Origin of the sequence: Dendrosporobacter quercicolus (genome assembly GCF_900104455.1) — a bacterium.
GTDB lineage: Bacteria > Bacillota > Negativicutes > DSM-1736 > Dendrosporobacteraceae > Dendrosporobacter > Dendrosporobacter quercicolus.
Map to the genome: position 1 here is coordinate 71,147 of NZ_FNHB01000005.1, position 12,059 is coordinate 83,205.

General features: G+C 47.6%; 10 protein-coding genes and 1 other annotated feature. Of the genes, 9 read left to right on the plus strand and 1 reads right to left on the minus strand.

The genetic code is table 11. The features are described 5' to 3' along the window. Nucleotide 1: 1 nt before the first annotated feature. The gene (locus tag BLR06_RS10895) at nt 2-811 is read right to left on the minus strand and encodes a hypothetical protein (protein ID WP_092072828.1); all 810 of its coding nucleotides are present in this window, start codon (nt 809-811) and stop codon (nt 2-4) included. A 273-nt stretch (nt 812-1,084) separates the two neighbouring features. Between BLR06_RS10895 and BLR06_RS10900 the strand changes: the two genes are divergently transcribed. The 9 genes from BLR06_RS10900 (at nt 1,085) to ahpF (ending at nt 11,910) form a co-directional block, all read left to right on the plus strand. Further along, nucleotides 1,085-1,342: a 4Fe-4S double cluster binding domain-containing protein gene (locus BLR06_RS10900; RefSeq protein WP_092072831.1), complete on the plus strand. Its 258-nt coding sequence runs from the start codon at nt 1,085-1,087 to the stop codon at nt 1,340-1,342. Between the two features lie 76 nt (nt 1,343-1,418). Then, entirely contained in the window at nt 1,419-2,672 is a 1,254-nt protein-coding gene (locus BLR06_RS10905; RefSeq protein WP_218039580.1) for a trans-sulfuration enzyme family protein, read from the plus strand. 299 nt (nt 2,673-2,971) lie between these two features. Then, on the plus strand, nt 2,972-4,165 hold the full coding sequence (locus BLR06_RS10910) for a methyl-accepting chemotaxis protein (RefSeq protein WP_092072837.1): 1,194 nt from the start codon (nt 2,972-2,974) through the stop codon (nt 4,163-4,165). Between the two features lie 154 nt (nt 4,166-4,319). Beyond that, nucleotides 4,320-4,531 (plus strand) — a binding site (T-box leader). Between the two features lie 107 nt (nt 4,532-4,638). Continuing rightward, nucleotides 4,639-5,631 carry an ABC transporter substrate-binding protein gene (locus BLR06_RS10915; RefSeq protein ID WP_092072840.1) on the plus strand — a complete coding sequence of 331 codons (993 nt, stop codon included), beginning with the start codon at nt 4,639-4,641 and terminating at the stop codon, nt 5,629-5,631. 185 nt (nt 5,632-5,816) lie between these two features. Then, nucleotides 5,817-6,695: an ABC transporter permease gene (locus BLR06_RS10920; protein WP_092072843.1), complete on the plus strand. Its 879-nt coding sequence runs from the start codon at nt 5,817-5,819 to the stop codon at nt 6,693-6,695. After that, nucleotides 6,696-7,487 (plus strand): ABC transporter ATP-binding protein, encoded by a 792-nt coding sequence (locus tag BLR06_RS10925; RefSeq protein ID WP_092072846.1) that lies wholly within the window; start codon nt 6,696-6,698, stop codon nt 7,485-7,487. A 148-nt stretch (nt 7,488-7,635) separates the two neighbouring features. Further along, nucleotides 7,636-9,309, plus strand: coding sequence for a subtype B tannase (locus BLR06_RS10930; protein WP_092072849.1), 1,674 nt, complete (start codon nt 7,636-7,638; stop codon nt 9,307-9,309). A gap of 495 nt (nt 9,310-9,804) precedes the next feature. Further along, on the plus strand, nt 9,805-10,368 hold the full coding sequence (ahpC, locus tag BLR06_RS10940; protein WP_092072855.1) for an alkyl hydroperoxide reductase subunit C: 564 nt from the start codon (nt 9,805-9,807) through the stop codon (nt 10,366-10,368). Nucleotides 10,369-10,380: 12 nt separating this feature from the next. Further along, nucleotides 10,381-11,910 (plus strand): alkyl hydroperoxide reductase subunit F, encoded by a 1,530-nt coding sequence (gene ahpF, locus BLR06_RS10945; protein WP_092072858.1) that lies wholly within the window; start codon nt 10,381-10,383, stop codon nt 11,908-11,910. Nucleotides 11,911-12,059 lie beyond the last annotated feature (149 nt).

The window sequence follows — 12,059 nt, forward strand, 5'->3', positions numbered from 1 at the left end:
CCTATTTTATCTTTAGCTTTTCATCTACAGCTATTTTTTTGGCCTTTTTACTGCCATATTGATAAATAAACATGATCTTGTCCATTGGTATCAGGTCACTGTTTTTATCTATAGTACTACAATTTAGATAATCCCTCACATATTTTTCTTCAACAGCTTCATTTGATAATGCTTCCTTTAACACTTGTGCTAATTCATCTTTGGTGATTTCTATTTCTTTCGTAATATATTGAATCGCTAAAATATTTGCTTTCAAAAATCTCAACATTTTATTTTTATCTAAATCATTGATAAACCTGATAGCCCGCTCATTATTCTTGATCGCGATAAGCTCGGCCTGATGTGTCGGTGAATTGATATATCTTAAGGCATCATAACTTATTTTTACAGCCTCTTCCTGAACATTTTCACTAGGTTCTTTGATAAACCTTATTGCATCGTAATTTTTCCTTACAGCTAATAATTGCAATTCCTCACTGGGCTGATTTACATATTTAATCGCCCATCCAGCTTGATTTATAGCTAATTTAACTAATGTATCAGTTGGATTTTTAATATACTGTAAGTTATTCCAGCCAGCATTTACAGCTTGTATCATCATAGCTTCCGTAGGATTTTTGATAAATTGAATCGCCCGCGCATTATTGTCTACAGCTGCTGCCTGCATTTCTCTGGTTGGCTGCTCTATATATTGCAGCGCCAGTCCGTTTTTTTTAACAGCCAATAGCTTCATCTCAGCGGTAGGATTATCGATATAAGCCAAAGCATAAGGATTATTTTTTAACATTTCAATCAGCTTTGATTTTTCCATAATGTTACTTTCCTTTTGTCATTGTTTTTAGGTTGCTTATAAATACAAAATAATTATACCATTGTATAAAGGATCAATAAATGATATCGAAATATTAGTTATTGACAGGCAAAATCAAAAAGTCTGGCTTTTAATAAAGTGATTCGGATAATGAAAATTTAACCTATTTGGTATTCTGCACAGCCTGACGTCCCTAAGCTGCAGCAAAAGAAGTTTCCAGCTGAGACGGATTTTCATAGCTTCCTTTCAAGGATTTATTGCGATGATTGTATAATGATTATAGAGTATATTTTTATTCCGAGGCAGCTATGGTTATATTGTCGCAACTGTGTTGACACCTGCCCGTCTCAAGCCATTCATGGCAAGGCCTGCTCTGAAATCCTGCCGTGGGAGGAGCTTGTTGATGTACGCAAGCGTGATCAATGGAAAATCAAGAACTTTCCTGAATTTCACGGCCAGGTCTGCGGTATCTGTGTGGCGGTCTGCCCGCATGGGCAGCGGGCGAGAAGGCTTGGGTTTTCGCACACCTGAGTCTTAACTGTTCATGAATCTATAAGATGAAATTGGGAGGAGAATTCCTGTGGAAGATAACATACCGGAAGCTTCAATGAAATGCGAAACACGACGGGCGTTTCTCGCGCTCTGTTCACCTAAAACACGACTTTTACATGATCCTGTTTTCAATCCCGATATGGTTTGCGGACATCCAAATCCGGCTGGCCTTGGCGATGCAGGCCGCTTTTCGCAAATGGGCTCCTGGGGGCAGAGTTCAGTCTTGTTTCCTTTGCTTGAGACCTATCGTACAGCAGACAAATGCGGCAAAGCGCCGTATGGCGGGGCGGAATATGGCATTCCGCAGACACCTGAAGCCGACGCTGTGTGCAGAAAAATTACGGCATTGCATCAAGGGTACGGCGCTGTCATCTGCCCATCGGGATTATCCGCGATTGCAACAACTTTAGACGCGTTTTCACCGAAAGCGGTTCTTATTCCTGATAATGTATATGGGCCAATGCTCCGGTTTCTGAACCGGCGGCGCATAAAGCAAATCCGTTATCCGGCAGGCGCTTCGGCGGATGAATTCCGCTCGGTTCTGTTAAAAGCGCGCAGCCTGTATACTCAATGCGCAGACTTGCTTGTCTATATCGAGGCTCCCGGCAGCGGTACATTCGAAATCCCCGACCTCGATGGAATAATAGCTATAGCGCAAAATGCCAGGTTGCGTACGGTTATGGACAACACCTGGGCAAGTCATGTCCGTTTTCAACCACTTGAACATGGCATTGATATTGTTGTACAGGCGACGACAAAATACGAAGGCGGATATGGCGATACGCCGTCGGGCGTGGTTATTGCCAGGCGCCCGCAAGATCTGCAGAGCATCGCCGATGAATTGCGCGCAACCGGTAACGGCGCGGTTGCACCAACGACTTGCTTACGACTTTATCATAGAATTGATTCGACCGAAGAGCGTCTCAATCAACATGCCGATACCGCCCAACGGTTGATCGGCTGGTTTTTGAAACAGCCTTTCGTCACTGACATACTTTCGCCGACGTTGGAAACCTCCCCTTATCACGAACGTTTCCAGCGTTATTTCGGCAAAGCAAATGGCCTTTTCAGCGCCGTTTTTCGTCCGGACCTGCCGGCAAAGCGTGTCGAAACTTTTGTCGATGCACTGAATCTGTTCTGGGTTGCTGAAAGCTGGGGCGGGCACCTGTCGCTTGTATTGCCGGTACATGCCAACCGCGAAGTTACACCCCTGCCGGATGGCTATATTTTGCGCTTCCACGCCGGACTCGAAGACTGCCAGGACCTTTTGCGTGATCTTAACCAAGCGGCAGCGTGTTTATTAAAGTAATTAAGCCGGCCGGTGGGCGTCGGAGGACCAGATAGCATATCCTTCCGTCCTTGATCCTCTAGTCCAAATTCTAGAAACAGTACGACAGTAGGCGTGGCTTGCTCTTAATAAACAGCCGGTTTGCAGCGGGGGACAGCCTTCTGGCTGAATCTTCATTGGCCGCCGGTTAAAATAATGTAAAAATATTGACACTACCGAAGGTTTTTGCCTGTTGACATAGTATTATAGTAATAGCTATTCCATGAGATCACGCATTCTACATACACCTATCATACTCGCAAAAGCAGGAGGTTTTTACAATGTTTTTTAAGAGGAGAAATCAACCGGAGCCGGCAGCGGGGGATTTAGCTGCATTGCTGTCGGAGGCTAAAAGTGCGCTGGCCGCCGTAAAGCAGGGGAACGGCCAATATCGTATTCAGGCCGGCGGTATTACGGATGAAGGCCGGCAACTGGCAATGGCGATTAACGCTATATTAGAGTTTCGCCTAGCGGATGGCGCGGCTGCAGCGGTGCATGACGCCCCGCCGGCCGGCTCAGCAGCTGATGCCGCAACGGAGTACCAAAAACTAAAAGATGAACTTCAGAATATTACAACGCGGCTGGAACTGGTCAATAGAGCTTCCAAGGTCGGTTTATGGGACCTGACGGTGATCGATGGCAACGCGTCTCATCCGGATAATTCGTACTGGTGGTCTGACGAATTCCGTCATTTGCTGGGGTACAGCAGTATTGCTGATTTCCCCAATGTTCTTGAGAGTTGGAGCGATAAGCTGCATTCTGACGATAAAGAGCGAATTCTTAGGGATTTGTCCGATCATATGAACAATTTATCCGGCAAAAGTCCTTATCCGATGGAATACAGGCTGAAGCACAAAGATGGCCAATACCGCTGGTTCCGGGCGGACGGGGCCACGATCCGCAATGAACAGGGCGTGCCGCTTAGAGTGGCTGGTTCCATGTATGACATAACCTCAGAAAAAATGAAGCAGCAGCGAGAGCAGGACTTAACCGTTCAAGCGGAGCAGTTTTCGCAGGCGATTGGACAGCTGGCCGCTGTTGTCACCAATATTACCAGCGCAGCCCAGGAACTGACGGCCGTTCAGCAGAAAACGATGGAGATTACTGAAAGAGCAGACAAAAGTGCTGCCACGGTGCAGGATATTACCGCACTGATTAGAAAACTGGCTGGTCAAACCAACCTCCTGGGCCTGAACGCCGCCATCGAAGCGGCGCGGGCGGGGCAGGAAGGACGGGGCTTTCAGGTAGTGGCTGAGGAAATCCGCAAGCTGGCTGGAGCAAGTACCGATGCCGTGGAAAAGATTGACAGCAATTTACGCGAAGTACAGCTGTCCACCAGCGCGATTTCCCAGCAGATTCACAATATGGATGATCATATACAAGCGCAGGCGGCCATAACGGAGGAAGTAAACGCCACCGTAGAAGAAATTAACGCCATGTTCCAGAATATATTAGGAATAGTTAAAAATGCCTAGTGTCTTGGCAAAGGTGTGAATTAGGATTAGACAGTGTGGATTTTTTCGTCCTGCGAGGCGGAGGAGTCGGCGCATATCGCCTGTTTGAAGTATTTTCCCAGGGTTATTGACAAAGCATTGGGCAATTAGTACAATAACAGCAATAACTGAATATTAAAAAGTAGAGACGGAAAAAAGTAAATGTATATTTGCTATGCAGAGAGCTGGTGGCCGGTGCAAACCAGTTAGCAGTATGGATTGAAGTTCGTTCCTGAACTGCGAGGCTGAACGATAGTAGGCTGAGCCGGGGTGGCATTCGTTACGGTGCTGTGAGTTGATCTGATTCAGGATTATTAGGGTGGTACCGCGGAGCTTTCCGTCCCTTGCGGTAGCGCTCTTTTTTATCTTGACGGATAACTAGGGTGGTACCGCGATGCACGTCCGTCGTCCCTTGGAGGGGGCGATTTTTTGTTAAAAAAGGATGGGTGAGGGGTATGGTGAAAAAATTGCTTCGAAAAAAAATGATTGCCTTAGGGTTAGGGGCCGTGCTGGCAGTTGGCGCCATTGCCGGCTGCGGCGGTGAAACAAAGGAAGCCGGCGGGGCGGTTTACCGGGTCGGCGTACTGCAGATGGTGCAGCATGGCGCTTTGGACGCCGCTAACAATGGCTTTGTGGACGGACTGGCTTCCCGGGGTTATAAGAATGGTGAAAACATTACAATTGATCAGCAGAACGCCCAGGGCGATCAGTCCAACTTAAAAACCATCAGCCAGCGGTTTGTGAACAACAAAGTGGATTTAATTTACGCCATTGCCACGCCGGCGGCGCAGGCGGTTGCGAACGAAACCAAAACGATTCCTGTCGTGGGTTCGGCGATTACGGATTACGAGGCGGCAAAGCTGGTCCAGTCCAATGCCAAGCCTGGCGGGAATGTGACCGGGACGACGGATTACCTGCCGCCGAAGCAGCAGATTGACCTGGCGCTTAAGCTGATCCCGCAGGCCAAAACGGTGGGGGCGTTATATAATTCCAGTGAAGCAAACTCAGAGATACAAGTCAGGGAAATGAAAGAATACGCCGCTGAAAAGGGTTTAACGGTGATTGAAGCTGCCGTTACGAACGTAAACGATATTCAACAGGCAGTACAGAGTTTAGTCGGCAAAGCGGACTTCATCTATTGCCCAACCGATAACACGATAGCGTCCGCTATTGCTAATATTGCCAGGATCGCGAGGGCGGCAAAGCTGCCGGTTCTTGCCGGTGATGAAACTATGGTTAAAACCGGCGGAGCGGCGGGGGTTTCGATAAACTACTATAAGCTCGGTTTCCAGTCCGGTGAAATGGCGGCCGACATTTTGTCCGGTAAAGCAAAACCGGCCGATATGCCAATCGCTTCACAGGAAGAGGCGAAAGTCATTATTAACAAAGAGACCGCTCAGGAGATTGGCTTAACCATACCGGAAGAACTGCTGAAAGCGGCTGAATAGAAACAACGCCGAGGAAAGGGGCGGCAGCCCCTTCTGCTATAGGCTGAATATTGGGATGTCATGTTTTTAACAACCGCACTGAAAACCGGCGCTCGTTTTACACCAGCAATACCGCAAACGTCTTTGCTCCGTATTCAGGCAGCGTTCACCGGAGCCGGCCTGCAACACATGGGAGGAACAAATACATGAATGATTTAATCATTTCTACCATAGCCCAAGGACTGCTCTGGTCTGTCCTGGCTATAGGCGTCTACTTAACTTTTCGCACTTTGCATATTGCTGATTTAAGCGTGGAGGGCACTTATCCGCTGGGCGCGGCCGTTGCGGCGGTACTGCTGGAGGGACAGTACAGCCCTGCGACTGCTGTTCTTACAGCGGGCATCGCCGGTATGCTGGCAGGCGCTGCCACCGGTTTATTGCATACAAAACTGAAAATACCGGCATTATTAGCCGGTATTTTAACCATGATTGCCTTGTATTCCGTAAATTTGCGAGTGATGGGCAAAGCGAATATATCGTTATTAAATACCGATACAGTTTATACCGCCTTAGCATTACATATGACGCCTAATATGACGATTTTTGTGGTGGGCCTTATTGTTGCCGTGGTATGCCCAACTATTCTCTACTTGTTTTTTGGCACGGAAATCGGCCTGGCTTTGCGGGCTACCGGCAATAATCCGCAAATGATACGGGCAATGGGAGTTAATACTGATAATATGATTCTGCTGGGACTGGTGATCAGCAACGGCGTGGTAGCCATAGCGGGAGCTTTTATCGCCCAGAGCAACGGCTTTGCCGATGTCGGCATGGGGGTTGGCACTATCGTCATTGGCCTTGCTTCCGTTATCATCGGTGAAGTGTTATTTGGTTCAAGGAGTGTTAAAAATTCTCTGATTTCGGTTGTGCTTGGCTCCATTGTTTATCGCATTGTCATCGCGGTTGTATTGTATCTGGGGATGCCGCCAAACGATTTGAAGCTGTTTACCGCTCTTTTGGTCGCCATTGCTTTAGCCCTGCCTCTGGTTAAAACAAAATGGGACAGCAGGAAGGCGGGGATTTAAATGTTAAAAATTGATGGTATCAGTAAAACCTTTTACGCCGGTACTGTGAATGAGAAGCTGGCGTTGAAAAACGTAAGCCTGGCAATGAAAACTGGCGATTTTATTACTGTCATCGGCGGCAACGGGGCAGGCAAGAGCACTCTCCTGAACTCCATTGCCGGCGTGTTTAAAGTAGATTGCGGGAAAATTTATATTGATGATATTGATGTAACCAGTATGTCCGAGCATAAACGGGCTGCTTACATCGGCCGAGTTTTTCAGGACCCCATGCTGGGAACGGCGGCGGATATGATGGTGGAAGAAAACCTGGCGATTGCTGCAAGGCGGGGGAAAAAACTGAGTTTACGCTGGAGTTTTAGCGAGGCTGACTTCGGCGAATTCAAAGCAAAACTGACCAAATTAGCTCTTGGCTTAGAGGACCGGCTGAAAAATCGGATAGGCACCTTATCGGGCGGGCAGCGGCAGGCGATTACCTTGTTGATGGCAACCTTGCGGAAACCCAAGCTGCTGTTATTGGACGAGCACACCGCAGCGCTGGATCCCAAAACAGCAGAAAAAGTATTGGAACTGACGCAGAATATTGTGGCCGAAAATGGGTTAACGACACTGATGATTACACATAATATGCGGGACGCATTACGTTTTGGCAACAGATTGCTTATGCTGGATGACGGCAAAATTATATTAGACATTCATGGAGCGGAAAAAGCAAAAATGACAGTCCACGACTTGCTGGACGCTTTCGAACATTCGGGCGGTGGCGACATCAGTGACCGCATGTTGCTGAGTTGAAGCGAGGCAGGAAGAAAATTTGGCGGATTTTCCAATAAAAATCCAATTTCCAATTGCTATAATGGAATTGAAAAATGGCCAAGCTTAAAGAGCAAAAATAAAGCATGGGTGACAAGCCCGACGTTCAACCAAAGGAGACCATTAACGAATGAAAGCTCCAAAATGCCTTGCCATTGGTTTGGTATTACTAAGCATGCTGCTAGTTACCCTGCCCATTGTTTCAGGGGCGACTGGAGGGGATAGCCTGGATTTCACTCCAAATAAGTACGCTGATAAGACCTTAACTGTGAATGGTCAAACCATCAATTATCGTGCCTTCGAAAATATCGTCTATGTAAAAAATCCCGTGGATGCCAAATATCAGGTTATGAACATTTATGTTCCGCAAGAGTACTACGAGGGTAAGTCTATTGACAATTATACCGCCGAGACGGCTCCCGTCTTCTTGCCGAACATGGTCGGCGGCTATATGCCCGGATTACCCGGAGTTCCTGGACCGGACCGGGAAACTGGCAGTCCCAATGCAGTATTTTTAGCCTTGTCCAAGGGGTATGTAGTAGCAGCGCCCGGCGTGCGTGGGCGGACTACACAGGACGAAAACGGTCAATACACCGGCAAGGCGCCCGCAGCCATTGTGGATCTGAAGGCCGCTGTCCGCTATTTGCGTCATAACGATGAGATAATGCCCGGCGACGCCGAGAAAATTATCTCAAACGGCACCAGCGCGGGTGGCGCGCTTTCTTCGCTGTTAGGCGCCACCGGCAATCATAAAGATTATGAGCCATATTTAAAGGCGATTGGCGCTGCCGATGAGCGTGACGATATTTTTGCCGTCTCGGCCTATTGCCCCATTACCAATCTGGAAAATGCGGATATGGCCTATGAGTGGCAGTTTAATGGTATTAACCAGTACTCCAAAATGGTTGCAGGGATAAGGCCGCCGCGCGAACTGTCTGCGCCTCCTGAAAACCAAGGGGCAATGTCGCTGGAGCGGCCTAATTCTCCCCAGATGAAAGGAACAATGTCGGCCGGTCAGATTAGATACTCGGGTGAACTGAAAGCGATGTTTCCGGCGTATATTAACGGTCTGGGCCTAAAGCAGTCCGATGGTACTGCGCTAACGCTAGACGAGCAAGGCAACGGTTCCTTTAAAGAGTACGTAAAATCCTTCGTGATTGCTTCGGCGCAAAAAGCCTTGAAAAGCGGTAAGGATTTGTCTGCCTTGAATTGGCTAACCATAATCGACGGAACCGTCACAGACATTGACTTTGACAAATACATGGCATACGCCACCAGAGCTAAGCAAACTCCAGCCTTCGACGGTTGGGATTTAAGCAACCCGGAAAACGACGAGTTTGGCACTGTGGCCGTTACAGCCCAGCACTTTACCCAGTTTGGCAAGGAACATAGTACGGTGGGCGGTTCTCTCGCCGACGCAGGGGTAGTGAAGATGATGAACCCTATGAACTACATCGGCAGCGAGGGAATCGCCACCGCTAAACACTGGCGAATCCGCCACGGTAACGTGGACAGAGACACTTCTCTTGCCATCCCTGTCATCCTGGCCACAAAGCTGATAAACAATGGCGTTGAAGTTGACTTCGCGATGCCGTGGGAGCAGCCGCACGGCGGTGATTACGACCTGGATGAGCTTTTCGACTGGATCGGCAGGGTTTGCGATACATCGGCAGCAAAAACTCCTACAGCCACCGTCCCGGCAAACTCATCTGATCCAGCGAATGGTAAAGTAATATTATTTGTCTTGTTGGGACTTGGCATAGTGGCTGTTCTTTTCCGAAGCAAGTTAAGAACGAGAAAGTGAAAAAACTTTATAGGAAGAAAGCATCCTTGCCGGTTTTTCCTGGAGGGCACGGCAGGCGCAAGGAGGTCGTCAGGGGCAATGATCGTACGGTCATTGCCCTTTTTTTATTTGCCTCGCTACGCAGCTGCGCAAAAAGGCAGGGGATAATATTATCTTTTAAAACCAATAATCTATTTACATATTTTTCTATAAAATATATAATTTAGAAAAACGGCCAAAGCAAGGCGAATGGTAAATTGTAATTGAGTAATGAATCAAGCGCGGTGGGTACTGGCCTGAGCCGCGCCCGGCAGTTGCTCAACAGTAGCCCACCCCCTTTCTATTTTAATTTTTGCGTTTGTGATTTTTATTTATAAAATTTGCATATAACTATTGACGTTTGGTGAATTATATAAGATAATATAAATCAAGAGATAATAATTATTGTTTGGTTAGTATTATCAACTGAATGATAATTAAAAAACAGTAAAAATTAATATTTGGAGGTAATGTATTATGTCATTAATTGGAACTGAAGTAAAACCGTTTAAAGCCCAAGCCTATCACAATGGAAAGTTCATCGAACTGACAGAACAGGACTTTAAAGGAAAATGGAGCATAGTGTGCTTCTATCCGGCGGATTTCACGTTTGTATGCCCGACAGAGCTTGAGGATTTGCAAAATCAATACGCTTCTTTAAAAGAACTGGGTGTGGAAGTATATTCTGTGTCCACAGACACGCATTTTACCCATAAAGCCTGGCATGATAGTTCGGAAACCATTAAAAAAATTACCTATATCATGATTGGCGATCCTTCCCATACGCTGTCGAGGAATTTTGAAGTGCTGATTGAAGATAAAGGCCTTGCTGATCGCGGGACCTTCATCATCGACCCGGATGGCGTTGTACAGGCGGTTGAAATCAATGCCGGCGGTATCGGCCGTGATGCAAGCACACTGCTTAATAAAATTAAAGCCGCCCAGTATATCAGGAAAAATCCTAACGAGGTTTGCCCGGCTAAGTGGCAGGAAGGTTCTGACACGCTTAAACCAAGCCTGGATCTTGTAGGAAAGATTTAAGAGGTGGGTTCAATGTTACTGGATCGGGATATAAAAGAACAGTTATCTCAATATCTGCAGTTGATGGAAGGCGATGTGCTGATTAAAGTTAGCGCAGGCAGCGATAAGGTATCTGGTGACATGCTTGCTCTGGTGGATGAACTGGCTTCGATGTCTTCCAGGATTGCAATTGAGAAAGCTGAACTGCCGCGGACGCCTAGTTTCAGTATCCGTCGCGCTGGTGAGGATCAGGGAATCACCTTCGCCGGCATTCCTTTGGGACATGAGTTTAACTCCCTGGTGCTGGCCTTGTTGCAGGTCAGCGGCAGAGCGCCGAAAGCTGAACAAAAAATAATCGATCAGATTAAAGCGCTTAAGGGTAAGTATCATTTTGAAACCTATATCAGCTTAAGCTGCCATATTTGCCCGGAGATAGTCCAGGCGCTAAATCTCATGAGTGTCCTTAATCCGGATGTTACCCATGTCATGGTCGATGGCGCTGTTTTTCAGGAGGAAGTGCAGGCGAAAGATGTCATGGCGGTGCCGGTGGTTTATCTGAATGGTGAATTTTTTAGCAGCGGCCGTATGAGTATCGAGGAAATCCTCGCCAAACTCGGCGATGGTTCCGATGTATCCGAATTCGAAGAAAAAGAGCCGTTTGACATTCTTGTCGTGGGAGGCGGTCCGGCTGGAGCCAGCGCGGCGATTTATGCGGCCAGGAAAGGGATTCGCACCGGGATTGTCGCCGAACGGTTTGGCGGCCAGGTTAAGGATACTCTTGGCATAGAGAACTTTATCACTGTGAGATACACAGAAGGGCCTAAGCTGGCGGCAAGCCTTGAGGAGCATGTTAAAGAATACCCGGTTGATGTGATGAAGCTGCAGCGCGGCAGACGCTTGGAGAAGAAAGAACTAATCGAAGTTGAACTGGAGAATGGCGCTGTTTTAAAGAGCAAAGCGGTGATTCTTTCCACAGGAGCCCGCTGGCGTAATATTGGCGTACCCGGGGAAGCCGAATTCAAAAATAAAGGCGTGGCCTACTGCCCTCACTGCGACGGGCCGATATTCAAAGGAAAACGGGTGGCTGTGATTGGCGGAGGCAACTCCGGCATTGAAGCGGCAATTGATCTGGCCGGTATTGTGGAGCATGTCACTGTACTGGAATTTATGCCGGAGCTGAAAGCGGATGTTGTTTTGCAAAAACGTCTTTTCAGCTTGCCGAATGTGACGGTTTTGAACAATGTCCAAACAAAAGAAATTACCGGTACAGGTAAGGTCGACGGCCTCTCGTATATTGACCGCAGCACAGAAGCTGTACACCATCTGGAGCTTGAGGGCGTATTCATCCTGATCGGACTTGTTCCGAATACCGAATGGCTGGAGGGGGCGGTGGAACGCAACCGCTTCGGTGAAATTGTTGTAGACAACCGCGGTGCAACCAATATACCAGGGGTGTTTGCCGCAGGAGACTGCACAAATAGTCCCTATAAGCAGATTATTATTGCGATGGGATCCGGTGCGAATGCGGCGCTGGGCGCGTTCGAGTATTTAATACGGAATTGATTGTAAGGACGCAAGGGCTAAGAGCCTTTGCGTCTTTTTCCAAATTTAAATAAGCTGATAGCAAGGCCGGCAGCAGTAGACACCTGTATTTTAAATATTTTAATAATTAAAGCTTCAGCTTCGTGTAATATGGGGAGCTGATTTTTTCT

Coding starts and splice junctions, on each gene's coding strand:
- ahpC (WP_092072855.1), top strand. CDS start 9,805: ATGTCATTAATTGGAACTGAAGTAAAACCGTTTAAAGCCCAAGCCTAT.
- ahpF (WP_092072858.1), top strand. CDS start 10,381: ATGTTACTGGATCGGGATATAAAAGAACAGTTATCTCAATATCTGCAG.
- BLR06_RS10905 (WP_218039580.1), top strand. CDS start 1,419: ATGAAATGCGAAACACGACGGGCGTTTCTCGCGCTCTGTTCACCTAAA.
- BLR06_RS10900 (WP_092072831.1), top strand. CDS start 1,085: ATGATTATAGAGTATATTTTTATTCCGAGGCAGCTATGGTTATATTGT.
- BLR06_RS10910 (WP_092072837.1), top strand. CDS start 2,972: ATGTTTTTTAAGAGGAGAAATCAACCGGAGCCGGCAGCGGGGGATTTA.
- BLR06_RS10920 (WP_092072843.1), top strand. CDS start 5,817: ATGAATGATTTAATCATTTCTACCATAGCCCAAGGACTGCTCTGGTCT.
- BLR06_RS10930 (WP_092072849.1), top strand. CDS start 7,636: ATGAAAGCTCCAAAATGCCTTGCCATTGGTTTGGTATTACTAAGCATG.
- BLR06_RS10925 (WP_092072846.1), top strand. CDS start 6,696: ATGTTAAAAATTGATGGTATCAGTAAAACCTTTTACGCCGGTACTGTG.
- BLR06_RS10915 (WP_092072840.1), top strand. CDS start 4,639: ATGGTGAAAAAATTGCTTCGAAAAAAAATGATTGCCTTAGGGTTAGGG.
- BLR06_RS10895 (WP_092072828.1), bottom strand. CDS start 811: ATGGAAAAATCAAAGCTGATTGAAATGTTAAAAAATAATCCTTATGCT.